22 protein-coding genes are annotated in these 23,177 nt (G+C 69.7%); 8 read left to right on the top strand and 14 right to left on the bottom strand.

The features are described from left to right. The first annotated feature begins 4 nt into the window (after positions 1–4). Complete coding sequence (locus tag IP78_RS06685; RefSeq protein ID WP_054110925.1) at positions 5–2,848, top strand: pitrilysin family protein; 2,844 nt, start codon at positions 5–7, stop codon at positions 2,846–2,848. A gap of 145 nt (positions 2,849–2,993) precedes the next feature. Here IP78_RS06685 and IP78_RS06680 read toward each other — a convergent pair whose 3' ends face one another. Further along, positions 2,994–3,662, bottom strand: coding sequence for a hypothetical protein (locus IP78_RS06680; protein WP_054110924.1), 669 nt, complete (start codon positions 3,660–3,662; stop codon positions 2,994–2,996). 264 nt (positions 3,663–3,926) lie between these two features. Here IP78_RS06680 and IP78_RS06675 point away from each other — a divergent pair, with 264 nt between their 5' ends. Beyond that, the gene (locus IP78_RS06675; protein WP_082384889.1) at positions 3,927–4,562 is read left to right on the top strand and encodes a PAS domain-containing protein; all 636 of its coding nucleotides are present in this window, start codon (positions 3,927–3,929) and stop codon (positions 4,560–4,562) included. A gap of 1 nt (position 4,563) precedes the next feature. Here IP78_RS06675 and IP78_RS06670 read toward each other — a convergent pair whose 3' ends face one another. Both IP78_RS06670 and IP78_RS06665 read right to left on the bottom strand, forming a co-directional pair. After that, the gene (locus tag IP78_RS06670; RefSeq protein WP_054110922.1) at positions 4,564–6,108 is read right to left on the bottom strand and encodes an ATP-binding protein; all 1,545 of its coding nucleotides are present in this window, start codon (positions 6,106–6,108) and stop codon (positions 4,564–4,566) included. Next, positions 6,108–6,818: a response regulator gene (locus IP78_RS06665; protein ID WP_082384888.1), complete on the bottom strand. Its 711-nt coding sequence runs from the start codon at positions 6,816–6,818 to the stop codon at positions 6,108–6,110. Before IP78_RS06665 ends, IP78_RS06670 begins: the two co-directional genes overlap by 1 nt. A 127-nt stretch (positions 6,819–6,945) precedes the next feature. Between IP78_RS06665 and IP78_RS06660 the strand changes: the two genes are divergently transcribed. Both IP78_RS06660 and IP78_RS06655 read left to right on the top strand, forming a co-directional pair. Continuing rightward, positions 6,946–7,572, top strand: coding sequence for an EF-hand domain-containing protein (locus tag IP78_RS06660; RefSeq protein WP_054110920.1), 627 nt, complete (start codon positions 6,946–6,948; stop codon positions 7,570–7,572). 83 nt (positions 7,573–7,655) lie between these two features. Continuing rightward, a complete protein-coding gene (locus IP78_RS06655; protein ID WP_054110919.1) occupies positions 7,656–8,957 on the top strand; it encodes a S41 family peptidase in 1,302 nt (433 codons plus the stop codon). A gap of 151 nt (positions 8,958–9,108) precedes the next feature. Here IP78_RS06655 and purT read toward each other — a convergent pair whose 3' ends face one another. From purT to tkt, 4 genes are all read right to left on the bottom strand, one after another. Beyond that, on the bottom strand, positions 9,109–10,311 hold the full coding sequence (purT, locus tag IP78_RS06650) for a formate-dependent phosphoribosylglycinamide formyltransferase (RefSeq protein WP_054110918.1): 1,203 nt from the start codon (positions 10,309–10,311) through the stop codon (positions 9,109–9,111). 50 nt (positions 10,312–10,361) lie between these two features. Beyond that, positions 10,362–11,162, bottom strand: coding sequence for a hypothetical protein (locus IP78_RS06645; RefSeq protein ID WP_156320314.1), 801 nt, complete (start codon positions 11,160–11,162; stop codon positions 10,362–10,364). A gap of 80 nt (positions 11,163–11,242) precedes the next feature. Beyond that, positions 11,243–12,079 (bottom strand): alpha/beta hydrolase, encoded by an 837-nt coding sequence (locus tag IP78_RS06640; RefSeq protein WP_054110916.1) that lies wholly within the window; start codon positions 12,077–12,079, stop codon positions 11,243–11,245. Next, a complete protein-coding gene (gene tkt / locus IP78_RS06635) occupies positions 12,076–14,070 on the bottom strand; it encodes a transketolase (protein ID WP_082384886.1) in 1,995 nt (664 codons plus the stop codon). Before tkt ends, IP78_RS06640 begins: the two co-directional genes overlap by 4 nt. A gap of 96 nt (positions 14,071–14,166) precedes the next feature. Between tkt and IP78_RS06630 the strand changes: the two genes are divergently transcribed. Then, complete coding sequence (locus IP78_RS06630) at positions 14,167–14,433, top strand: hypothetical protein (RefSeq protein ID WP_054110914.1); 267 nt, start codon at positions 14,167–14,169, stop codon at positions 14,431–14,433. Next, positions 14,433–14,747, top strand: coding sequence for a cell division protein ZapA (locus IP78_RS06625; protein ID WP_054110913.1), 315 nt, complete (start codon positions 14,433–14,435; stop codon positions 14,745–14,747). Before IP78_RS06630 ends, IP78_RS06625 begins: the two co-directional genes overlap by 1 nt. A 227-nt stretch (positions 14,748–14,974) precedes the next feature. Here the strand turns inward: IP78_RS06625 and IP78_RS15650 are convergent, their stop codons facing one another. Then, positions 14,975–15,115, bottom strand: coding sequence for a hypothetical protein (locus tag IP78_RS15650; RefSeq protein ID WP_231680946.1), 141 nt, complete (start codon positions 15,113–15,115; stop codon positions 14,975–14,977). Here IP78_RS15650 and IP78_RS06620 point away from each other — a divergent pair. Together IP78_RS06620 and IP78_RS06615 are read left to right on the top strand one after the other, a co-directional pair. Beyond that, positions 15,056–15,580 (top strand): 5-formyltetrahydrofolate cyclo-ligase, encoded by a 525-nt coding sequence (locus IP78_RS06620; RefSeq protein ID WP_231680944.1) that lies wholly within the window; start codon positions 15,056–15,058, stop codon positions 15,578–15,580. The two genes, IP78_RS15650 and IP78_RS06620, sit on opposite strands and share 60 nt — an antisense overlap. Then, positions 15,577–16,401, top strand: coding sequence for a TIGR00282 family metallophosphoesterase (locus IP78_RS06615; RefSeq protein ID WP_054110911.1), 825 nt, complete (start codon positions 15,577–15,579; stop codon positions 16,399–16,401). The genes IP78_RS06620 and IP78_RS06615 overlap by 4 nt, the downstream gene beginning before the upstream one ends. Positions 16,402–16,405: 4 nt before the next feature. On the opposite strand, the gene IP78_RS06610 is transcribed toward IP78_RS06615, so the two are convergent. From IP78_RS06610 to IP78_RS06585, 6 genes are all read right to left on the bottom strand, one after another. Beyond that, complete coding sequence (locus IP78_RS06610; RefSeq protein ID WP_054110910.1) at positions 16,406–16,762, bottom strand: DUF1428 domain-containing protein; 357 nt, start codon at positions 16,760–16,762, stop codon at positions 16,406–16,408. Positions 16,763–16,775: 13 nt separating this feature from the next. Beyond that, complete coding sequence (locus tag IP78_RS06605; protein ID WP_054110909.1) at positions 16,776–18,341, bottom strand: alkaline phosphatase; 1,566 nt, start codon at positions 18,339–18,341, stop codon at positions 16,776–16,778. A gap of 154 nt (positions 18,342–18,495) precedes the next feature. Further along, positions 18,496–18,927, bottom strand: coding sequence for a DUF305 domain-containing protein (locus IP78_RS06600; RefSeq protein ID WP_054110951.1), 432 nt, complete (start codon positions 18,925–18,927; stop codon positions 18,496–18,498). Beyond that, on the bottom strand, positions 18,912–21,110 hold the full coding sequence (gene purL, locus IP78_RS06595) for a phosphoribosylformylglycinamidine synthase subunit PurL (RefSeq protein WP_054110908.1): 2,199 nt from the start codon (positions 21,108–21,110) through the stop codon (positions 18,912–18,914). The genes IP78_RS06600 and purL overlap by 16 nt, the downstream gene beginning before the upstream one ends. Before the next feature lie 198 nt (positions 21,111–21,308). After that, complete coding sequence (locus IP78_RS06590) at positions 21,309–22,679, bottom strand: efflux transporter outer membrane subunit (RefSeq protein WP_054110907.1); 1,371 nt, start codon at positions 22,677–22,679, stop codon at positions 21,309–21,311. Continuing rightward, positions 22,676–23,177 (bottom strand): HlyD family secretion protein (locus tag IP78_RS06585; protein ID WP_156320313.1); only part of this gene is annotated, 502 nt, incomplete at its 5' end. The genes IP78_RS06585 and IP78_RS06590, both read right to left, overlap by 4 nt.

Genomic DNA, 23,177 nt, shown 5'->3' with positions numbered 1-23,177 from the left:
CACCATGCTGAAGACCCGCCGACTGCTGCTCGCCGCCGCCTCGGGCCTTGCCCTGATCACCAGCGCCATGCCCGCCCTGGCCCAGGAAGCGCCGTCCGATCCCTGGCCGCAGACGACGAGCGACATTCCCGCCGATGCCAATGTGCGCTTCGGCACCCTGCCCAACGGCATGCGCTATGCGATCCTCAGGAACGCCACCCCGCCGGGACAGGCGTCGCTTCGCCTGCGCATCGACGCCGGCTCGCTGATGGAGGACGAGACCCAGCTGGGTCTGGCCCACTTCATGGAGCACATGGCCTTCAACGGGACGACCAACATTCCCGAGAACGAGCTGCTGCGCATTCTGGAGCGGCTGGGCCTGGCGTTCGGCGCCGATACCAACGCCGCGACGGGCTTCGACCAGACCTTCTATCAGCTGGAACTGCCCCGCACGAACGATGAGACGGTCGACACGGCGCTTCGCATCATGCGCGAGCAGGTGTCCGAGGCCCTGATGGATCCCCAGGCCATCGACGAAGAGCGCGGCGTCATCGTCGGCGAGGAGCGCACCCGCAACACGCCCCAGCTGCGCAGCGCCAAGGCCCAGCTGGCCCTGCTCGCCCCCGGCCAACGCCTGGCCAACCGGTTCCCGATCGGCGATCTGGAGATCATCCGCACCGCCCCGCGCGACCGCTTCGTCGCCTTCTACGAGGCCTATTACCGGCCCAGTCGCGCGACCATGCTGGCCGTCGGCGACTTCGACGTCGATGTGATGGAAGGCAAGATCCGCGCGGCCTTCGAGAGCTGGGAGCCCAGCGCGCCCGATGGGCCGGAGCCCGATCTGGGCACCGTCGCCCCGCGCGAGGCCGAGACCCGCATCCTGGTCGAGCCGGGTATCCAGTCCTCGGTCCAGATCAACTGGACCCGCGCGCCCGACCGCGATCCTGACACCGTTGCCGAGCGCCAGTCGCGCATCGTTCGGAGCCTGGGCCTCGCGGTGCTGAACCGCCGCTTTGGCGAACTGGCGCGGGCCGACAATCCGCCGTTCGTGGGCGCGGGCGCTTCGGCCCAGACCATCGTGAACAGTCTCGATCTCGGCTCGGTCTCGGCCAGCTTCAATCCGGGTGGCATCCAGCGCGCGATCGAGGCGATGGAGCAGGAGACCCGCCGCATCGTCCAGTTCGGCGTCACCCAGGCCGAGCTTCAGCGCGAGATCACCGAAAATCGTACCGCGCTAGAGAACGCTGTTGCCGCCGCCGCGACGCGGACGACGCCGGCGCTGGTCAACGGTCTGCTGCAGGCCACCAATGACAACCGCGTCTTCGTCCATCCGCAGACCACCCTGGATATCTTCAATGCCACGGTCGCCAACCTGACGCCGGACGCCGTCAACGCCGCCGTGCGCGAGGCCTTCCAGGGCGAGGGACCGCTGGTTCTGGTGGTCACGCCCGAGCCCATCGAGGGCGGCGAGGCGGCGGTGACCGCTATGCTGCAGGCCTCCCAGGCCGTGCCGGTGACGGCGCGCGCCGAGGCCGCGGCGCTCGAGTGGCCCTACGCCGACTTCGGCCAGGCCGCCCAGCCCAGCGAGGTCCGCGAGATCGCCGACATCGGCGCGACCGTCGTCACCTTCCCGAACGGCACGCGCCTGACGGTCAAGCCGACCGACTTCCGCGACGAACAGATCCTGGTCAGCGTCGAGACCGGCATCGGCGAGCTGGGCCTGTCGACCACGACGCCTGATCCCCAGTCCCTGGCCGGTTTCACCTTCACAGCGGGCGGTCTGGGTCGTCTGACGCTGGACGAGCTGAACCGTGTCCTGTCCGGACGCATCTATTCGGCCGGCTTCGCGCTCGATGGCGACGCCTATCGCCTGTCGGGGACGACCCGTCCGGCGGACCTGAGCCTGCAGATGCAGGTCCTGGCGGCTTATCTGACCGATCCAGGCCTGCGTCCTGCCCCGTTCGAGCAGATCAAGGCCCTGTTCCCCCAGATCGTGGCCCAGCAGTCGGCCACCCCTGCGGGGGCTTTCGCCATCCAGTCGTCCGGTCTCCTGGCCTCGGGCGACGCACGCCAGACCTTCCCCAACCCATCCGAGATCGCGGGCTGGACGAACGATCAGCTGAAGGCGGGCGTGATCGCAGGCCTGTCGCAGGGCCCGATCGACGTCACCGTCGTTGGCGACGTGACGGTTCAGGACGCCATCGCCGCGGTCGGCTCCACGTTCGGTGCCCTGCCGGCCCGTCCGGCGGCACCGACGCCCAGCCCCGAGGCCCGGGTCCTGCGCTTCCCGGCCGCCACGCCCGAGCCGGTGCGCCTGACCCACCTCGGGCCGGCCGAACAGGCCATGGCCTACATCGCCTGGCCGACGACCGACTCTGTCGGCGACCGGACCGAAGCGCGCCAGCTCGGCCTGCTCGCGGCCGTCATGGAGCTGCGGGTCATCGAGCGCATCCGCGAGGAACTGGCGATCACCTATTCGCCCAGCGTCGGGTCGTCGTCGTCGGACGTGTTCGAAGGCTATGGCTCGATCTTCGCCTCGGCCCAGGTAACGCCGGAGAACCGCGCGACCTTCTTCACCGAAATGGCCGCCATCGCGGCCTCGCTGAGGGACGTGCCGATCACCGAAGACGAGCTCACCCGGGCCCGCGCGCCCGAGGTCGAGCGTCTGCGCAGGGCCCAGGCCGGAAATGAGTACTGGCTGAGCCAGCTGTCCGATGTCGACACCGATCCGGCGGCCGTGGCCGAGATCACCGGCCACATCGCCGATCTGGAGGCCGTCACGCCCGCCACGATCCAGACGCTGGCCCAGCGCTACCTGGATCCGTCCAGGGCCTGGCGCGCCGGTGTGGTGGCCGCCAGCGTGGAATAGACGGAAAAATGGCCCCGGAGCGAATGCCCCGGGGCCAAGTCTACTCAGGATCGCCGGCGATGACCGACGGTCTCCATCTAGGGGAGCGGCGCTTTTGGCAGGCTGAACGGCCCGTTGTGCGCCATTCAGCTTTCTGGACGCCGCGCTAGAACACCCGACCGCCGACGCCACCATCCAGCATCAGGCTGGCCCCGGTGATGGCCGCGCCCTGTTCCATGATGGTTTCCTCGCGGTACTCGGTGTAGATTTCCTCGCGGACCCAGGTGACGACCTTCACGCCGGCACCGTAGCGGCGCAGCAGGGAGCGCTCGTTGCACTCCCGCTGGGGTGTCTGGGGTCGGCAGGTCAGCGAGCCCATGCGGTCGCGCCACAGGGCCTCGCCCTTCTGGCAATAGAAGCTCTCGCCCCTGTCGAAGGACACGTGGCCGAACCACTCGGCCCAGGTGATCTGCAGGCGCGTGCCGGCGATGCAGCGATAGAGCTCGCCTTCGTAGCCGTCGTGGATGTCGCGGTCAGGGATGACCTGAGAGGCGGGGTGTGGGCTCCCGCGGTCGTCGATGCAGAAGGCCTGGATGACGACGCGCTTTTCCCAGCGACGGCGGGCCTCGTAAGGCACGCGCACGATGCGGGCGACGGCCCCGGCCTCGACCGTCAGGCCCTGGATGACGGTGGGATAGGGTTGTTCGACGCTCACATAGGCCGAACCGCCACCGCCCTGGCGCAGATTGCCGTAGCCCCCGACGCGGGCATTGATGCCGGCCCTGGCCGCCGCTGAGGCATTGGCGTTCGCATTGACGTTGACGTTCACGTTCACGTTGACATCGCCGCCGTCCTCGTCGGGATAGTCCGGACCGTCGGGATGGTCGCAGCAACCCGGCGGCGGTGGCGGCGGGGGAGGCGGCGGGGGCGGTTGGCAGCAAGATGGGGGCGGAGGTGGTGGCTGGCATCCAGACGCGCACTGGGCCGAGGCGGCTCCGGCCAGGCCGAGGAAGGCGATGGCCCCCAATGCGGCCGGCAGCCATGTCTTGATCCGCACCCGCATGGGCTGGGCTCCCGAAAAGCATCACGCGGCCCGCGCATGGGCCGATCCAGCCTGACATCTGGCGGCAAAGGTCTTTCGTTTCCGTTTCCGAGCGATTCACGATGCGGCGCGAGGCTTGCGCGGACCGGCGCGGAGGTGCGCCAGGTGTTCCATAGCGGCACGCAGACCCTGATCGAGCGCTGGGTCGCTCTGCCAAGAGTGGGCGGATTGCCCGCGCGCGCCGATCTGGAGCCGATGCGTTTCGGATCCCTGGTGCCGCAACTCTTCAGCGCCGATCGCACGGCGCGGGGCGCGACATTCCGCCTGGCCGGCGCATGGATCGAAGCGCTGCACGGGCGGCGGATGGCAGGGGTCGCCATGCTGGACCTATGGGCGCCGGACAGCCACGCCCTGGTTCACGCAGCCTTAGGTCAGGCGGTTCGAGAGGCGCGACCGGTCGTGATGGTCGCTGAGGCCGACCCGTTGCGTGGCCTGTTGGAGATCGTCATTGCGCCCCTGAGAACGTCAGATGGGCGAACCGACCGGCTCATAGGTCTCTATCAGCCTGTCTTGAAGCAGGAACGGTTGCGCGAGCCTATCGGTCCGCTGACGGCGCGGGTATCCATGGGAGTCGGCGTTTCCAACCGGCCAGCGTTGGCCTTGGCCGCGGTGGATGGCCGCCGGATCGCATGAACTAGGTTCGCAATGGCAGGCTCAGCCGGGCCACCAGACCGCCCCCTGGCCGGTTCGCCAAGGTCACATCTCCGCCTGCCGCGCGTGCGGCCTGCCGCGCCACGGTCAGTCCCAGCCCGGCACCTCCCGTCTGGCGGCTTCGTGAGCGTTCGCCGCGCTGGAAGGGTTCAAAGGCGGCTTCGAGCTCTGCGTCCGATAGACCGGGGCCACGATCCGCCACGGTTATGATCGCCTGCCCGTCTGATCGGGTAGCGTTCACCTGTGTCTCTCCAGCGAACTTGAGGGCATTGTCGATCAGATTGGCCAGCGCCCGGCGCAGTCCTGCCGGATCGCCGAGGACAGGCAGGGCTGCGTCGCCGGAAAAGCGGACGGCGGCTCCCGTTTCCGCGAAGCCCAGGACGCAGTCAGCGGCAAGGATGGCGAGGTCCAGCGGTTCATGGCGCTCGGCCTGCTGCTCGCCGCGCACGAAGGCCATGGCCTGACCGATCAGGGCGTCCATTTCCTCGACATCGGTGGCCATGCGGTCGCGCAGAGCCTCTGGGGCCTGTTCGGCGCGAAAGCGCAGGCGGGTCAGGGGCGTGCGCAGGTCGTGGGCGATGGCGGCGATGGTCTGGGTCCGCTGGCGCATGTGCTGGCGGATCGAGGCCTGCATGTCGTTGAAGGCCGAGATGGCGGTGCGGACCTCCGATGGACCGGACGGGGTCAGGGGCTCGGCGTCGGGGTCGGCACCCAGACGCTCGGCGGCCTCGGCGAAGACGCGGATGGGCCGGGTCAGGCGGCGCGCCATCAGCCAGACGACGGGCGCCAGGATCAGGGCGGTGATGCCCAGCGCGATGAGCAGCCGCGCCTGCCACGGGTCGATCCAGCCGCGCGGCGGCTCGACGGTGGCCCAGCGGCCGTCGGACAGACGGGCCGAAGCCGAAAAGGGCGCGAAGGTCAAGCGGTCGGCGGTGACGCTGAAGCGGGTCTGGCGGTCGCCACTGGTGATGATCTGGACGGTGTCGGACGGCGTGGTTGCGTCTTCGGCGCGCCGCCGCGCCATCAGGGCCTCGACATGGGCCATGATCGCCTCGGGCGGACGGTTGGTGACCTCGGACCGGTGCGTGAAGACGAAGCTCTCGGTCGAGCGGGCGACGACGGCCGGAGCATCGGCCTCGACCCGCGGAGGGCCGACCGGCGGCGGTCGCTCGCGCTCGAACATGAGAGTGCGCGGTGGCCCCTCCCGGTCCAGGGTGACCCGGACGGCGTCGCCGGGCAGGCCCATGCGCTCGGCGATGGCGGCGGCGATCACACGCTCTATCGGCGTGGCGGTGTTGGGCGCTTCCGGGGCGTCGCGCGACAGGCGCCGCACCAGATCGCGGCCATCGGCGGTCTCGGCCGGACGACCCGCCAGGGCTTCGGCGGCGGCGGCGACATTGAAGCCCGCCGGGCGGGGCGGCGGGGCGGTCAGGACCACGACGAAGGCCACAATCTGCGACGCCACGACCGCGAACACAGCCAGCAGCGCCACCTGGACCAGCACCGACATGGATCCCAGGGGGCGCATCAGCGGACGACCCCCTTCTTGACGCGGGCGTCGAAGCGATACCCCTCGCCGCGCACCGTGGCGATCAGTTCCCGACCCGAGCCGTCGTCGAGCTTCTTCCTCAGGCGGCTGATCTGGACGTCCATGGCGCGGTCGAAGACGTCGGCGTCGGAGCCACGCGCGGCTTCCAGCAGCTGGTCGCGGGTCAGAATGCGGCCGGGTCGCTCAGCGAAGGCGCGCAACAGACCGAACTCGCCGGCCGACAACGTCACGGCCTGGCCGTCGGGTCGACGCAGCTCGCGCCGCACCAGATCCAGTCGCCAGCCGTCGAAGTCGAGCGCGGCGCCCGCCGGAGCCTCGTCCTCGCGCGGACGGCGCAGCACGGCGCGGACCCGGGCCAGGAGTTCGCGCGGATTGCAGGGCTTGGCCAGATAGTCGTCGGCCCCCAGCTCCAGCCCCACGATGCGGTCGGTGTCCTCTCCCATGGCCGACAGCATGACGACGGGCGGCGTTCCGCCCAGCCGCCGCACGACCGACAGGCCGTCCTCGCCCGGCATCATGAGATCGAGCACGATCAGGTCGACCGGGCGGGCGGAGAGTTCCCGGTCCATGTCGTCGGCCGAGGCCGCGCCGACGGCGACATAGCCGTGGTGGCTCAGGTAGTCGCACAGCACTTCGCGGATGCCGGGGTCGTCGTCGACGACGAGGATGCGGGCGGACGGCTCGATCATAGACCCTTTATGCCTTGGCGAAGACCGCAGCGTCATTTCAGTCATGAAACAATCGCTGGTCAGGTTGAAACACGTCGGCAAGGCGGGCGTGGTCCAAAGGGGGAATCAAGAACGTCGAGGAGACCTCATGTCGATTTCCACCATCGCCCTGATCGCGGCGCTCGCCGCCATGCCTGTTGGCCAGGACGCAGAGCCGCGTGTCGAGACCCGTTCCGAGGTCCGGATCGTCACCATGGGCGGACCCCATGGCCCGGGTCGACTCGATGCCGATCAGGACGGCTTCGTCACCCGCGAGGAATTCACCGCCCCCCTGTCGACCGCCTTCGACCGCATGGATGCGAACAACGACGGGCGTCTGTCGACCGAGGAACTGAGCTCCGGGCATGGAGACGCCGAGAGCCGCGACGGGGTCTCCACCTTCACCCTGCGTCGCGGCGGCCATGGCCCTGGTCACGGACCAGGGGACGTCATGATGTTCCACGGCGGGCCGGGCGGCGGCGACCGCGAGGTCTTCGTCATGCGCCGGGGTGGGCCCGGCGGCGACATGGAATGGAATGGACCGGGCGAGCGCCGCGTCGAAATCCGACGCTTCGGCGGGCCGGACGGCCATGGTGACATGGACGCCAATGGCGACGGGCGGGTCACCGAGGACGAGTTCCTGGCTCCGCTGCGCGAGGCCTTCCAGCGCATGGACGTGGACCGCGACGGAGCGCTCGGCGACGGGGAACGTCCGGGATCGGGTCGCGGGGACTGACCGGTGATCTGAAACACGCGCGACAGCCGCGCATCGGTTTCGTGACTTGAGTAACGAGATCGTCGCGTTCTAGGCTGGCGGGGATGAGCCTCCCCGCCGGCCCTTTCGTCAAGCACACCCTGTCCGCCGCGGCGGCGGCGATGTTGCTCGTCGTATTTGCGGCACCGGTTTCGGCGCGGGAACCCCAAGCGTCCGCGGCCCAGGTCGTCGTGTCACCCGACCGCGAGCGGACGCGGATGAACGCCCGGGTGTTCGACACCGTCTGGGACACCGTTCGGCGGCGCTACTACGATCCCAACCTGCACGGTGTGGATTGGCGCGCCGCGCGCGAGACCTATCGGCCCCAGGCCCTCGCGGCTGCGGATGACAGGGCTCTGTATCGCGCGCTCGGCGAGATGCTCGACCTGCTCGACGACGATCACGCGGGAGCGATCTCGCCGGCCCAGGCGCGTCGTCAGGATCAGGCGCGGACACGTCGTGCCGTGATGGGGGTGATGCTGGCGCGGCTGGACGCCGACGCCTGGCGTATCGACGCGGTTCGCCCCGGTTCGCCCGCCGAGGAGGCCGGGATCGAGGTCGGCTGGGTGCTTCAGACCGTGGATGGCCAGTCGTGGGGCGTGGATTTCGACGTTGAGGCCGGGCGACCGACCCTGCTCACCTTCCTGGATGAGGCGGGCCAGACGCGGACGGTGACCCTGGTCCCGCGTGAGATGGACCCCTTGCCGCCGTTCACGGTCGACACGTCCCGGGCGGGGGCCGTTGTCTTGAGGGTGGACGGGTTCGAGGCAGGCCTCGGGCGCTGGCTGGGAGAACAGCTCGCCGCCGTCCCCGTGGAGACCGACGTGGTCATTGATCTGCGGGGCAATCCGGGCGGGCTCCTCCTGGAGGCCGATGCGGCGTTGTCCTGCTTTCTGCCTGCCCGCCAGCCCTGGGCGACCCGTGTGGCGCGCAATGGGCGCCCGGTGACGCTGACGATCATGCCGGGCTGCGGCGACCTCCGCGAACCGGCCCCGCACGATGTGGCCGTGCTGGTCGACAGCGCCAGCCGCAGCGCCGCCGAACTGACCCCTGCTGCCCTGCAGGAGGCCGGGCGGGCGCTGGTGGTGGGGGAGCACACGGCGGGGTCGGTGCTGATCTCTCAGGACACGGTCTTGCCGGATGGCGGGCGGCTGACGCTTAGCCGGGCCGACTACATCACCTCAGGCGGGGTGCGTTTGGAGAAACGGGGGGTGGCCCCCGACGTCGTGGTGGCCCGCACGGTCGAGGATCGCCGCGCTGGCCGCGATCCGGTGCTGGACGCAGCGCTCGAGGCGCTGAACCGGCAGGAACTGGCCCGAGCAGCCGCTGCCGGTGCGCCGACGTTGGCGATAGCGCAGGGGCTTTAGAGCCCTTCCCCTTCCGCTCATCCCGGCGAGAGCCGGGACCCAGTGTTTTGGGCGACGACACTCGCCTCCTGGCCTCTGACCGTTGACCCGTGCACCGTACCTGGCAAAAGGACTGGGTCCCGGCTTTCGCCGGGATGAGCGGGGACTTGGATCAGCCGCGAACAGCTTGGACCCTGCCGGCCGCCTCGCGCGCCCGTTCGCGGGCTTCTTCCACCGAAGCACCGCGAGCCGTGGCCACGCCCATGCGGCGACGCTCGAACGCCTCGGGCTTGCCGAACAGACGGAGGTCTGCGGTCGGGACCGACAAAGCCTCGGCGACGCCCTCGAAGGCGATTCCCGCCGCTTCCATGCCGCCATAGATCACGGCGCTGGCTCCAATCTCGCGCTGGCTGACGTCGACGGGCAGGCCGAGGATCGCGCGGGCGTGCAGTGCGAACTCGCTCATGGTCTGGGTGGCCAGTGTCACAAGGCCGGTGTCATGCGGGCGGGGCGAGACCTCCGAAAACCAGACCTGATCGCCCTTCACGAACAGCTCCACGCCGAAGACGCCGAGGCCTCCGAGCGCGCCCGTCACCTGGCTGGCGATGTCCTGGGCCGAAGCCAGGGCAGCCGGGGTCATGGGCTGGGGCTGCCAGCTCTCGACATAGTCGCCCCGGACCTGACGGTGGCCGATGGGCGCGCAGAAGTCGGTGATGATCTGACCGTCCCGCAGCGACCGCACGGTCAGCAGGGTGATCTCGAAGTCGAAGTCGATGCGGCCCTCCACGATGACGCGCGCCGTCTCGACCCGCCCTGCGGATTGGGCATAGGCCCAGGCGTTGCCAGCGTCCTCCAGCGCGTCGATCATCGACTGGCCCTTGCCGGAGGAGGACATCACCGGCTTGATGAAGACCGGCAGGCCGATGCGGTGCGCCGCCTCGGCCAGTTCGGCGGCTGAGCCTGCGAAGGCATAGGGGCTGGTCGGCAGGCCCAGTTCTTCGGCGGCCAGCCGCCGGATTCCCTCGCGGTTCATGGTCAGCTGGGTCGCGCGCGCTGTCGGAATGACGGTGGTCCCGGTGGCCTCGACCTCGACCAGGACTTCCGTGGCGATGGCCTCGATCTCCGGCACGATCAGATGGGGCCGCTCGGCGGCGATGACGGCCCGGAGCGCGGCGGCGTCCGTCATGGTCACGACGTGCGACCGGTGCGCGACCTGCATGGCGGGCGCGTCGGCGTAGCGATCGACGACGACGGTCTCCACGCCCAGCCGCTGGAGCTCGATCACGACCTCCTTGCCGAGCTCGCCGCCGCCCAGCAGCATGACGCGGACGGCGGTGGGCGACAGGGGCGTGCCGAGACGGGGAGACTGGGTCATCGCCTCGACCTACAATCCCCCGTCTCGATCCGCATCCGAAAAGGCGCGGCCTAGCCCTTGGGCGCGAAGTTTCCTGCCGTCCGGGCGGTGGTCACGGCCTCGATAACGGCGGGCGTCACGCCGAAGCGGCGCATTTCTTCCTCGGTCATCGTCGCGGTCTCGGCGCACGCCATGACGACGTGGGGGAAGTCGGCGGAGACCGCGAGGCCTCCGGTTCGCGCGTCCAGCCAGATCTTGAAGCCGTCGTCGGCCAGCATCTCCTCGGTGAAGCGGTCGCGGCATTGTTCCAGCCAGTCGGCGTTCGTCGAAGCCAGCATCTCGCGCGCATACCATTCCGCCAGATTTTCCGATGTCAGGGTGGGCTCGTAGCTGGCCGGCATGCCCTCGGCGCTGGAGCGTGTGGCGCGCAGGCCTGAGGCCGCCGTGCTCCAGTCCACGCGCTGTCCCGTGGACAGGTCGTAGGTGATGGCGGTGAAGCCGATGCTGGGTCGGGCGGTTCCCTCGCAGAAGAGTTCGTCGCTCAGCATGACGGTGAAGAAGCCCGGACCGGTCATCGGCAGGGTGGCGGTGCGCGTGAAGGTCCCGGGGCCGTCGCATCCGGCGGTGTCGGCGTCGATTCGGTCGAGGTCGGCGTTGATCGCGGCGATCGCCGGCGTGTCGCCCGTCAGGCGGGGCAGGGCCTGAACGCCCTCGCGGATGTCGGGCCGCGTCTCGAAGGCGACGTCGCCACCGGCAGCAGCAGCGGCGGCTTCGCCGTCAGCCTTGGCTTCGCCCTCGGTTTGCGAGCAGGCGGCCAGCAACAGGGCGGCGGCCGAACCGGCCATCGCAATACATGCGTTCACTCTGGTCATTTCGATCTCCCCCGGTGATGCCGAGAGAGTGCCTCGCCAGACGTCGTTTCGCCAGAGGCGACCTCCAACGGCGCGGGCGTTCAGGGCTCGGACGGATAGGGAAACAGGGCGCGAAAGGCGTCCAGCGCCGCGCCGTGATAGATGGTCGCGTGGCTCTCGTCCGGGCGAGGATCGTAGGTCCAGGTCATGTCGGCGGGGGCCGAGGACCGAAGCGCCGCGACCAGCACATCCATCGCCGCCTGCATCTCCCCGCCCTCGTCGGCGATGCTGAGCATGAGGGTGCGCGGACCCGGCGGATGGGCGGCCAGCAGGGTCGCGGCCTGACCGGCCAGTTCCCCGTCGTCCCACCACAGGCTGGGGCTGATGGCGACGTAGGCGTCGAACAGGGCGGGGGCCTTCAGCGCGGTCTCGACCACGAACAGGCCGGCGAGCGACTCGCCCATCAGGACCGACGTGTCGTCGGTGGCGAAGGCCGTCTCCACGAAGGGAATGACCTCTTCGGCCAGGAAGCGGCGGAAGCGGGCGGAGTGCCCTTGCGTCGGATACTGCGCGATCAGGTCGGGGTTGGACGAGCGCAGGGCCAGCTCGTTCCTGCGATCCACCGATGCCACGCCGACGACGATGACATCGCGGGTCGAGCCGTTGACGGTGCCCAGCTGGGCCAGGCCGCTGATGTGGTGAAAGTCCTGGGCCTGACCGCCGTCCAGCACATAGAGCACCGGATAGCGACGGCCGTCCTCGCCGTGGCCGGGCGGCAGCCAGACATTGATCTCGCGCGGCTGGCCCATGACGGCCGACGGCAGGGCGTAGGACTGGCCGATGACGATGGGCGTCGGCTCTGGCGTCTGGGCCGAGGCCGGGACTACCCCGAGCAGGGCTGCGACCGCGAAGATCAGCGCCGCGATCCGCGCTCTCAAAGCCGCGCCTTGACCGCCGCGACCACGGCGTCGGCCGTGATGCCGAACTCGCGGTACAGGACCTCCGCCGGGGCCGAGGCGCCGAAGCCGGTCATGCCGATGAAGGCTCCGTCCTCGCCGATGAACCGCTCCCAGCCCTGCTGGATCGCCGCCTCGACGGCGACGCGGACCGTACCGCGACCCAGCACCGAGGCCTGGTAGGCGGCGTCCTGCGCCTCGAACAGCTCGAAGCAGGGGACGGAGACGACGCGGGTGGGTGTGCCTTGCGCTTCCAGGGTCTCGGCGGCCTTGAGCGCGATGGGCACCTCGGTGCCGGTGGCGAACAGGGTTGCTTTCGCCTCGCCGGACGCGGCCTTCAGCTCATAGGCACCGCGCGCGGACAGGTTCTCGTCCGAGGCCGTGGTGCGGACCGCCGCCGTCTTCTGGCGCGACAGGGCGAGTGCGGACGGCGTGGTCTTGGCCTCCAGTGCCAGCTGCCAGCATTCGAAGGCCTCGACCGTGTCGGCGGGGCGGAAGACCATCAGGTTCGGAATGGCGCGAAGGGCGGCGAGGTGCTCGACCGGCTGGTGCGTCGGGCCGTCTTCGCCCAGGCCGATCGAGTCATGCGTCAGGACGTGGATGACGCGGATGCCCATCAGCGCCGCCAGACGGATCGACGGGCGGCTGTAGTCCGAGAACACCATGAAGGTGCCGCCGTAGGGGATGACGCCGCCGTGCAGGGCCATGCCGTTCATGGCCGCGGCCATGCCGTGCTCGCGGATACCCCAATTGACGTAGCGCCCCTCATAGGTCGGGGCGTCGAAGATCGGCGTGCCCTTGACGAAGGTGTTGTTCGATCCCGTCAGGTCGGCCGAGCCGCCGATCAGCTCCGGCACGGCACCGAACACGGCTTCGAGCGCGGTGCCCGAGGCCTGGCGCGTGGCCTGGGCGGGCTTGTCGGCGATCAGCTGGGCGATGCCGGCGTTCAGGCCATCGAAGGCGCGCTCGGGCAGGTCGCCGGCCATGGCGCGGGTGAAGTCCTTGGCTTGCGGCGAAGCGGCCAGTTTCGCCTCCCAGGCCTTGCGCGCCTTGGCGCCGCGCTTGCCGACCTTGCGCCAGGCCTTCTCGATGCTCTCGGGCAGTTCGAAGGGATCGTGGGTCCAGGACAGGCCCAGACGGGTAGCGGCGACTTCTGCCGCGCCGAGCGCCGCGCCGTGGGTCTTGTGGCTGCCTTCCATGGTGGCGGCGCCGCGGCCGATCTTGGTCTTGCAGGCGATCAGGGTCGGCTTGTCCTGGCGGGTCGCCCATTGCAGGGCGGCCTTGATGGCCTTGGGGTCATGACCGTCGATCGCCTTGACGGCCCAGCCGGCGGCCTTGAAGCGGCCCTTCTGGTCGGTGGCGTCGGACAGGCTGACCGCGCCGTCGATGGTGATGGCGTTGTCGTCCCACAGCACCGTCAGCTTGTTCAGCTTGTAGCGGCCCGCGAGCGCGATCGCCTCCTGGCTGACGCCCTCCATCAGGCAGCCGTCGCCGGCGATGACCCAGGTGCGGTGGTCGACCAGATCCTCGCCGAAGCGGGCGGCCAGATGCCGCTCGGCCATGGCGAAGCCGACGGCATTGGCCAGGCCCTGGCCCAGCGGACCCGTTGTCGTCTCGACGCCCGGCATATGGCCGTACTCGGGGTGGCCGGCGGTTTTCGATCCCCACTGCCGGAAGTTCGACAGCTGCTCCTTGGTCGCGGCCTTGTAGCCGGTAAGATGCAGCAGGGCGTAGATCAGCATCGACCCGTGGCCAGCCGACAGAATGAAGCGGTCGCGGTCGGCCCAGTCCGGGCGGCTGGCGTCGAACTTCAGGAACTTCGAGAACAGCACCGTCGCGACGTCGGCCATGCCCATGGGCATGCCGGGGTGGCCGCTGGCGGCCTTCTCGACCCCGTCCATTGCGAGCACCCGGATGGCGTCGGCCATCTGCTTGAGGGAAGCCTTTTCAGGGGCGGTTTTGGACTCGGCCACGGGCGGAACTTTCGTCGGGAGGCGGAAAAAGGGAGGCGGCGCCGCTTTACCGCGCGGCCGTGGCGGGTTCTATACGAAATCTGGAGGAAGCGACCGATGGCCGACGCCACCACCGCCGCCCGCGACCGTCTCGACCGCGCGCTGAACACGCTGGAACGCAAGATCCATGAGCTGAAGCTGGCGCCTGTCTTGCCGGACGACGATCTGTTCGCCTTGCCGGCTCCGCCTTCGTCCAGCGGCGCTGAGGCGGAGCGGATCGCAGCGCTGGAAGCCGCCGGGCGCGAGGCGTCCGAGGCGCTCGCCCGCGCGGCCGAGGCTGTCCGTGAAGTCTTGGCCGACGCCGAAGCTAACGAGGCCGCCTGATGGCAACGGTCACGGTGGAGATCAACGGTCGCCCCTACGCCGTCGGATGCGCCGATGGGCAGGAGGAGCGTGTGCGCATCCTGGCCAAGCAGTTCGACGCCAATGTGCGCCAGGTCGCGGCCGAAGTTGGCCAGGTCGGTGATCTGAGGCTGTTTCTGATGGGGGCCTTGTTGCTGGCCGACGAGCTTCACGAGGCCCGGTTGTCGGCGTCACCGACCCAGGTGACCCACAATGCGCCGCCGTCCGATGCCGGGGTGGCAGAGGCCTTGAACGCCGTCGCCGCCCGGATCGAGAAGATCGCCCAGGGGCTTTAGGCGGCTCTGGAATCAGATGGCCGGAGGGTCTATCTTCCCGCCCGGCGGGTCAGCTGTGGCTCACGTCGAAGGCAACATATCCTCGCGGCCTTAATTCACTCGAAGGGATCTGTCCCTGTCTGGCCCCGTGGGGCCGGGTACACGGAGCCCACCTGGTTACCCAGGCTCGAGAGGATTTAAACCGTCCTTCACGGCTCTCATGGCGCCGCCACCCCATCTTTGTTGCGCTACCGCTCAGCGCGCGGCGCTTCGCTGCCTGAGCGCGATTGCCGATGATCCCCGTCGAAAAAGCTGCTCTGCGCGCGGAAATGCGGCGCATCAGGCGCGCTCTCGCCGATGACGGTGTTGCGGCGGCTGTCGCGCGTCATGCTGGCGAACTTCCCGAGGCGAGGACGGTGGCCGTCTATCGGGCGGTGGGGTCCGAGCTCGATCCTGCTTCGCTGGCCGAAGCCCTCGTTTCAATGGGGCGGACCCTGTGCCTGCCCGCGGTGATCGACCGCTCGGCGCCGATGAGCTTCCGCCGCTGGACTCCCGGCGATCCTTTGGAAGTCGACGCCGCCGGATGCCCCGCGCCTCTGCCTCTGGCCGAGGTCGTCACGCCGCAACTGATCCTGACGCCGCTTCTCGCGTTCGACGATTTCGGCGGGCGGCTGGGACAGGGCGGGGGGCACTACGATCGGACCTTCGCGGCGATGCCCGACGCCGTCCGCATCGGCCTCGCCTATGCCGGTCAGAGGGTCGAGCGGCTGCCTGTCGAGCCCCATGACATTCCGCTGCATGGCGTTCTGACCGAGGTCGGCTATACCCCCGCGCGAAAGGCGGGCCCCGCATGAGACTGGCGTTTTTTGGAGACGTGATCGGCAAGTCCGGCCGCGATGGACTGAGCGATCACCTGCCTGCGCTGAAACGGGACCTGAAGCTGGATTTCGTCGTGGTCAATGCCGAGAACGCGGCGGGCGGGTTCGGCATCACCGAGCACACGGCCAAGGAGCTGTTCATGGCCGGTGCCGACTGCCTGACGCTGGGCAATCACTCCTGGGACCAGCGCGAGGCACTGACCTATATCGTGCGCGAACCGCGGCTCATCCGGCCGGTCAACTATCCGCGTCTGATGGATGCGCCGGGGGCTGGAGCCAATCTGTTCGAGACCCACAGCGGGCGCACCGTCCTGGTCATGAACGTGCTGGGCCGCGTTCACATGGACCCGATGGACGATCCCTTCAGCGCGGTGGATCGCGAGTTGAACGCCGCGCCCCTGGGGGCCGTGGCCGACGCCGTGATCGTCGATATGCACGCTGAGGCGACCAGCGAGAAGATGGCCATGGGTCACTTCTGCGACGGGCGGGCCAGCCTGGTGGTCGGCACCCATACCCATGTCCCGACCGCCGACGCCCAGATCTTGCCGGGCGGCACGGCCTATCAGACCGATGCGGGCGGCTGCTGCGACTATGACTCGGTCATCGGCAACGAGAAGGAGGAGCCGCTCAGGCGCTTTACGACTCGCATTTCGCAGGGGCGCTACTCGCCGGCGTCGGGACCAGCGACGATCTGCGGGGTCTATGTCGAGACCGACGACCGCACGGGTCTCGCCACGCGCATCGAACCGATCCGGGTCGGCGGACGGCTCAGCCAGACCGTGCCGGTCGCCGCCTGAAGCGTCAGTCGGCGCTGTCCACAAAGGGAACGAAACCGCCGAAGATCAACGTCTTTCCATTGATGATGCCTTCTGAGGGCATCTTCATTCGCGGATCGGACATGATCTTCTCGTTGCAGGCGTCGCGCGTCGCCTTGTCCGGGTACTCGATCCACGAGAAAATCACGATCTCGTCCTCCGTCGCCTGAACCGCGCGAGGGAAAGACGTCAGTTCGCCGTAGGGCACATCGTCGGCGGCCGCCTCGACCGTACGGATCGCGCCATACTCTCTCCAGACCGCGGCGGCGTCGGCGGCGATCTGACGATAGTCGTCCAGTCGATCCTTCGTCACCGCCAGCACGTAGCCGTCGACGTAGGCCATGGGTCTTCTCCGGTCAGGCGGTTTGCAGCCGCGCGCTGCCCCGCTCCACGACCATCGTCTGGCGGGTCGAGAGGTTCCCATTCCGGTTCTGGACCTGGTCCAGAACCTTGAACTCGGTCTGCCAGCGATCCGGCGTCACGTCGCAGAGGACATAGCCGCGCTGGCTGTTGCGGAACTTCAGCTGGGGGTTTGCGGCGAGGAACGCGGCCTGGTCGGCGCGGGCGTCCTGGCCGTCACCGCCGGAGCTGATCGAGGTCGAGACGAACTCGGTGGCGATCGGCTCGCCTTCGGGGTTGCGGCCGTCCAGATAGAGTTCGCCGGCATAGTTCTGATGCTCGTCGCCGGTCAGGACCACGGTGTTGGCGATGCGGCGGTCGCGGATGTGGCGCAGCAGACGCTCGCGCGGCACGCGGTAGCCAGCCCAGCTGTCGGTGTTGACGCCGTAGCCTTCGCCCGGGTTCCGATCCAGATCCATGACCATGATCTGCTGGGCCAGAGCCTTCCAGGTCGCGTCGGAGCGGTTCAGGTTGTTCAGCAGCCAGGCTTCCTGCGCCTCGCCCAGCACCTGCGCATTTCGGTCGTTGATGCCATCACACGAGCTGTTGAAGCGGTCGTTGCAGGGCTGGTCGGTTCGATACTGCCGCGTGTCGAGCAGGTTCAGGTCCAGCAGGTCGCCATAGACCGCCCGGCGATACAGCTGCATCGAGGCCCCGCGCGGGAAGGACGAGCGGCGCAGCGGCATGTGCTCATAGTAGGCCTGCATGGCCGCCGCCTGACGAAGTGCGAAGACGGCCGGGTCGGTGCCGTCCTGGTCGATGTCGGAGACCCAGTTGTTGTCGATCTCGTGGTCGTCCCAGGTCGTGAACCAGGCGGCCGAGGCGTGGCTGGCCTGCAGGTCGGTGTCCATCTTGTACTGGGCGTAGCGCTGCCGGTAGTCGGTGACAGTATAGACCTCGCCGCCGATGTGGACGCGCAGGTTCTCCTGCGGATTGGTCGAGCCGTAGATCCTGTTGCCGCGGCCCTCGTAGATGTAGTCGCCGTAGCAGTAGATGAAGTCGAGGTCCTCGGCCGCGATCTTGCGATGGGCGGTGTAATAGCCGCTTTCATAGGCCTGACAGCCCACGATGCCGAAGCGCACGCGATCCAGGGCGGCCCCGGAGACCGGCATGGTCTTGGCCCGGCCGACGCCGGAACGCTCCCGGCCGGCGATGAAGCGGTAGAAGTAGGGGCGGCCCGGCTCCAGGCCGCCGACCTCGACGTGAACCGCGTGGCCCAGCTCCGGCCGGGCGATGGCTTCGCCGGAACGGACGATCGTGCCGAAGCCCGCATCGGTCGCGACCTCCCAGGTCACCGCCATAGGCTGGGAGGGCATGCCGTGGTCGGGTTCCAGCGGGCGCGGCGCAAGCCGGGTCCAGATGACGAAGCCGTCGGGCAGGGGGTCGCCGGCCGCCACGCCGAGCTGGAAGGGGTTGTCCTCGAACACCGCCTGGGCCAGCGACTCTCGGCTCGAAATACCGCTCAGCATCGAGCCGAGACCGAGACCCACCATCAGGGATCGACGCGACAGGATCGGGGACATGGACGCTCCTCTTGGATACCGCTTCCTCGCTTAGCGGGCGCGTGTGACAGTTCCTTTTTGGCGGCCGGGCGCCGCGACGCCGCAGGGTCGGAGGACGCGGACACAGGTTCCCGCCATGCTCAGCCGAGGCTGTGGCTGGCCGCCTATGCCCTCGTCAGCGGGGGGCGGGTTCCCACGCGCGCATCTCGGCGATCTCGCGGGTCTGGGCGTCGACGACGGCCTGGGCCATGCGGCGGATCTCGGGGTCCTGTGACTGCGCCAGAGCGACCTCGGCCATGGCGATGGCGCCCCGGTGGTGTTCGATCATCTTGGTGATGTAGGCCTCGTCGACCGTCGCGCCCGAGGCCTGGCCCATGCGCTGGTGCATCTCAGCCTCGACCTCGGCGAAGGCCGCGTCGCCGGTCGAGGGCGCGCCCGCGCCGCCGTGGCCCGCGTGCGGGTCGGCGGCCTTCTCGGCATAGGCGGCGTTCTGGTTGGCGGTCGCGGCGTCGCGCATGGCCTGCTGCACCGGATCGCCGCCGCCCTCGCAGGCGGCCAGCGCCAGCCCGAGAGAGAGGGCCGCGGGGGCGATCAGCCTTCGATCCATCGGGGCATCCATCCTTCGTGAATCTCGCGCAGGTGCTTCAGCGGGATGCTGAAAAGGTCCTTCGACGCGAAGGCGTCGCCCCTGGCATGGCCCACGATGGAGGCATGCAGCCCCGCCGTGCGCGCCGCCTCGATCAGAGCCTCCGCATCCGGAACAGCGACGAGGTAGCGGGCCTGGTCCTCTGCGAACAGGAGGATGTGCGCATGGGTCGCGCTGGTGGCGTCCAGCAAGACGCCCGTGTCGGACGCCAGCGCCATGTCGGCCGCTGCCCCGATCAGACCGCCGTCGGACAGGTCATGGACGCAGGTCAGGCGGCCGGCCTCGATCTCGGCGCGGACGAAGTCGCCGGTCTTCTTTTCCAGCGCCAGATCGACCGGCGGCGGGGCGCCGTCCTCGCGGCCCAGGACCTCGCGCAGATAGATCGAGGCGCCGAGCTCGCCGACCGTCTCGCCGATGAGGACGAGCGTGTCGCCCTCGGCCATGGTCGAGAAGCCAGCGACCACGTCGTAGTTGGGCAGGAGGCCGACGCCGCCGACGGTCGGGGTCGGCGGAATGGCGACGCCGTTGGTCTCGTTGTAGAGGCTGACGTTCCCGCTCACGACAGGGAAGTCGAGCGCGCGGCAGGCCTCGGCCATGCCGTCGATGGCGCGCACGATCTGGCCCATGATCTCGGGGCGCTGGGGATTGCCGAAATTCAGGTTGTCGGTGATGGCGATGGGCCGCGCGCCTACCGCCGTCAGGTTGCGCCAGGCCTCAGCCACCGCCTGCTTGCCGCCTTCGTAGGGGTCGTTCTGGACATAGCGAGGCGTGCAGTCCGACGTGACCGCCAGACCCTTGTCTGTGCCGTGGACCCGCACCACGCCGGCGTCGGCGCCGGTGGCCGAGTCCTGGAGCGTATCGGCCATGACGTGGCGGTCGTACTGTTCCCAAATCCAGCGCTTGGACGCCATGTCCGGGCAGGTCAGGACCTTCAGCACCGCGTCTTCCCAGACCTCGGGCGCGGGCACCTCGGCGGGGTTGAGGCGGGGATGCAGTTCCGGCTGGACCCACGGCCGGTCATACAGCGGCGCGTCGTCAAACAGGGGCGCCAGCGGCACGTCGCAGACGACCTCGCCGTGGTGGTTCAGCACCAGACGGCCGGTGTCGGTGGTGCGGCCGATGACGGCGGCGTCCAGACCCCACTTCTGGAAGATGCGATAGCCGTCTTCCTCCCGACCGGGCTTCAGCACCGCGAGCATGCGCTCCTGACTTTCCGACAGCATCATCTCATAGGCCGTCATGCCCTCTTCGCGCTGGGGCACCTTGTCCATGTCCAGCTCGATGCCGACGCCGCCCTTGCCCGCCATCTCGACGGACGACGAGGTCAGGCCGGCGGCACCCATGTCCTGGATGGCGGCGACGGCGCCCGACGCCATCAGCTCCAGCGTCGCCTCGATCAGCAGCTTCTCGGCGAAGGGATCGCCGACCTGGACGGTGGGACGCTTGGCCTCGGACTCGTCGTCGAACTCGGCGGACGACATGGTCGCGCCGTGGATGCCGTCTCGGCCGGTCTTGGAGCCGAAATAGACCACCGACATGCCCGCGCCGGGCGCGGCCGAGTAGAAGATGCTGTCGGCCTTGGCCAGGCCGACGCACATGGCGTTGACCAGGATGTTGCCGTTGTAGCCCCGGTGGAAGTTGGTCTCGCCCGCCACGGTCGGTACGCCGACGCAGTTGCCGTAGCCACCGATGCCGGACACCACGCCCTTGACCAGACGCTTGGTCTTCTCGTGCTCCACGTCGCCGAAACGCAGGGCGTTCAGCAGGGCGACCGGTCGCGCCCCCATGGTGAAGACGTCGCGCATGATGCCGCCCACGCCGGTCGCCGCGCCCTGATAGGGCTCGATGAAGGAGGGGTGGTTGTGGCTCTCCATCTTGAAGATGCAGGCGTCGCCGTCGTCGATGTCGATGACGCCGGCATTCTCGCCCGGGCCGCAGATGACGCGCGGCCCCTTGGTCGGGAACTTCGACAGATGGATCTTGGAGGACTTGTAGGAGCAGTGCTCGGACCACATGACCGAGAAAACGCCCAGCTCCACCGGATTGGGCTCGCGGCCCAGCCGGTCCAGGATCACCTGATACTCATTAGGGGCCAGCCCCCATTCGACGGCGAGTTCGGCGGGAGTCTTCTGGGGCGCGGTCATGGGGGCGGCTTCTAACGATCAACGTGCTCGCTGTCAGCACGGCCCGCCTTTTCATTTCCGCTCATCCCCGCGGAAGCGGGGACCCAGTTCTTTTGCGGGGGAGGATGTCTGGGATGAGCAATCCGTCTCCCTCGACACGACCGATCGCCCAAAGCACTGGGTCCCCGCTTCCGCGGGGATGAGCGGAAGGCAAGGGATCTAGCCCGCCATCCCGCCGAGCCCCGCTGCGGCGTTCAGCCGGGCGTAGGCGGTGAGCGCCTGACCCCGCGCGGCGGCCTCCTCGGCGCGGGCGTCAGCGGCGGCGCGCTGGGCGGTCAGAACCTCCAGGAAGGGCGAGACGCCGCCCCGGTAGCGCTGGTTGGCCAGCCGAGCCTGGTCGTCGGCGGCGGCGACGGCTTCGGCCAGCGTCGCGGCGCGCGCCTCGGCGGAGGCCAGGGCGACGAGCGCGGTCTCGACCTCGGACAGGGCGTCGACGGCGGCCTGGCGATAGGCGATCTCGGCCTGGGTCCGGCGGGCGTCGGCGGCCTCGCGGGCGCTCTCCAGCCGGCCGAAGCTGAACAGGGGCGCGGTCAGGCCGCCGGCGATCTGGCTGAGGAAGCCGGACGCGGTGAAGGGGGTCTCGGGATCCAGCTCCTGACCACCGAGCGCGGCGCTCAGCGACAGCGTCGGCCAGAAGTCGCGCCGCGCGGCCCGGGCGTCGGCCCCGGCGGCCCAGAGCTGGAGCTCGGCGGCGCGCAGGTCCGGACGGCGGGCGAGGACCGCGGCGGGGGCCGACAGGGCGCGGACGGCGGGGGTCTCAAACGCGGCCGTGGTCGGCTGGGTGAGCGCGGCGGTCAGGGCCCCGGGGTTGAGGCCGAGCAGGGCCTCCAGACCCAGCCGCGCCTCTTCGGCCGCCTGGCGCGCGGCGATGGGCCGGGCGCGGGCGGAGGCCAGTGCGGCGCGGGCCGAGGCGGCGTCGAGGCCAGACGTCAGGCCCGCCCGTTCGCGGGTGTCGGCGAGCGACAGGGACTCTTCGAGCGCGCGCACGGCGAGGTCGCCGGCGGCGGCGCGCGCCTGGGCCTCCCGGTAGGCGGCGTAGAGCTGGGCGGCGGTCGAGCGGGCGGTCAGGCGGGCGGCGTCCACGCGGGCGGCTTCGGCCTCGGCGCGCAGGCGCTCGGCCTCGGCGCGGGTGCGGACGGCGCCGTTGAGATCCGGGTTCAGGCTGAAGGACACCAGAGCCTGAAAGGTGTCCTGGTCAAGGTCGTCCACCGACTGCCGCTCGGCGGTCGCCTGTCCGCCGATCTCGGGACGGAGCGCCGCGCGGGCCGAGCCGAGGCGGGCGCGCGCCTCGAACAGTCGGGCTTCGGCGATGCGGACATCGGAGGCTTCGCCCGCCTGTTCGACGATGCCGTCGAGAACCGGGTCGCCGATGGCGATCCACCAGCGGTCGGTCGCCGGGTCGGCTGAGGGCAGGGCGGCGACGTCCCCGGCGGCAGGGGCGGTCAGCGCGGAGGCAGGCGGCGTCAGGTCGGTCGCGCAGGCCGACAGCAGAACGCCCGCCGTGGTGATCAGCAGCGCCTGGCGGATCATCGCGCGGGCTCCGTCGTCGTCGCGGCCGCCTGCGTCGGCGAAGGCGCGGCCTCGACGAAGACGTCCATGCGCTGGCCGAGGTAGGCGGCGGCCTGAGCCGGATCGAAGCTGTAGATCGCCTCGACCACCCGGGTGTCCACGCGCTCGGACCCGCCGGACAGGGCGCGCTTTTCGACCACCTGCGGCTCGATGCGGACCAGCGTCAGGGGGATGCGGCGGCTGGCCTGTCCGCGCAGGGTTCCATAGGCCCGGCCCGAGCGGGTCAGGCGCGCGGCGTCGGCCTCGTCGAACTCGGCGCGGACGTGGAGGCGGGCGTCCTCGCCCATGGCGATCAGGGGCTCGGACGCCGGTCCCGCCGGGGCGTATTCGCCAGGCCGGACGTCGACGCGGAAGATCCGCCCGGCGATGGGCGCGGCGACCGTCAGACGCTCCAGATCGACGCGGCGGGCCTGGGCCTGGGCGCGGGCGGCGGCGGCGCTGGCCCGGGCCTGGGCGGCG

Origin of the sequence: Brevundimonas sp. AAP58 (assembly GCF_001295975.1) — a bacterium.
GTDB lineage: Bacteria > Pseudomonadota > Alphaproteobacteria > Caulobacterales > Caulobacteraceae > Brevundimonas.
Note: the sequence above shows the minus strand (reverse complement) of the source record. Positions and strands in the feature narration are given on the sequence as shown.

Bases quoted from the DNA above. Each gene is read 5' to 3' on its own strand.
- IP78_RS06590 (WP_054110907.1), bottom strand. From the start codon at position 22,679: ATGATCCGCCAGGCGCTGCTGATCACCACGGCGGGCGTTCTGCTGTCG.
- IP78_RS06685 (WP_054110925.1), top strand. From the start codon at position 5: ATGCTGAAGACCCGCCGACTGCTGCTCGCCGCCGCCTCGGGCCTTGCC.
- IP78_RS06610 (WP_054110910.1), bottom strand. From the start codon at position 16,762: ATGGCCTACGTCGACGGCTACGTGCTGGCGGTGACGAAGGATCGACTG.
- purT (WP_054110918.1), bottom strand. From the start codon at position 10,311: ATGACCCAGTCTCCCCGTCTCGGCACGCCCCTGTCGCCCACCGCCGTC.
- IP78_RS06625 (WP_054110913.1), top strand. From the start codon at position 14,433: ATGGCAACGGTCACGGTGGAGATCAACGGTCGCCCCTACGCCGTCGGA.
- IP78_RS06620 (WP_231680944.1), top strand. From the start codon at position 15,056: ATGCGGCGCATCAGGCGCGCTCTCGCCGATGACGGTGTTGCGGCGGCT.
- IP78_RS06605 (WP_054110909.1), bottom strand. From the start codon at position 18,341: ATGTCCCCGATCCTGTCGCGTCGATCCCTGATGGTGGGTCTCGGTCTC.
- IP78_RS06670 (WP_054110922.1), bottom strand. From the start codon at position 6,108: ATGCGCCCCCTGGGATCCATGTCGGTGCTGGTCCAGGTGGCGCTGCTG.
- IP78_RS06615 (WP_054110911.1), top strand. From the start codon at position 15,577: ATGAGACTGGCGTTTTTTGGAGACGTGATCGGCAAGTCCGGCCGCGAT.
- IP78_RS06645 (WP_156320314.1), bottom strand. From the start codon at position 11,162: ATGACCAGAGTGAACGCATGTATTGCGATGGCCGGTTCGGCCGCCGCC.
- IP78_RS06655 (WP_054110919.1), top strand. From the start codon at position 7,656: ATGAGCCTCCCCGCCGGCCCTTTCGTCAAGCACACCCTGTCCGCCGCG.
- IP78_RS06660 (WP_054110920.1), top strand. From the start codon at position 6,946: ATGTCGATTTCCACCATCGCCCTGATCGCGGCGCTCGCCGCCATGCCT.
- IP78_RS06675 (WP_082384889.1), top strand. From the start codon at position 3,927: ATGGGCCGATCCAGCCTGACATCTGGCGGCAAAGGTCTTTCGTTTCCG.
- purL (WP_054110908.1), bottom strand. From the start codon at position 21,110: ATGACCGCGCCCCAGAAGACTCCCGCCGAACTCGCCGTCGAATGGGGG.
- IP78_RS06630 (WP_054110914.1), top strand. From the start codon at position 14,167: ATGGCCGACGCCACCACCGCCGCCCGCGACCGTCTCGACCGCGCGCTG.
- IP78_RS15650 (WP_231680946.1), bottom strand. From the start codon at position 15,115: ATGACGCGCGACAGCCGCCGCAACACCGTCATCGGCGAGAGCGCGCCT.
- IP78_RS06600 (WP_054110951.1), bottom strand. From the start codon at position 18,927: ATGGATCGAAGGCTGATCGCCCCCGCGGCCCTCTCTCTCGGGCTGGCG.
- IP78_RS06665 (WP_082384888.1), bottom strand. From the start codon at position 6,818: ATGATCGAGCCGTCCGCCCGCATCCTCGTCGTCGACGACGACCCCGGC.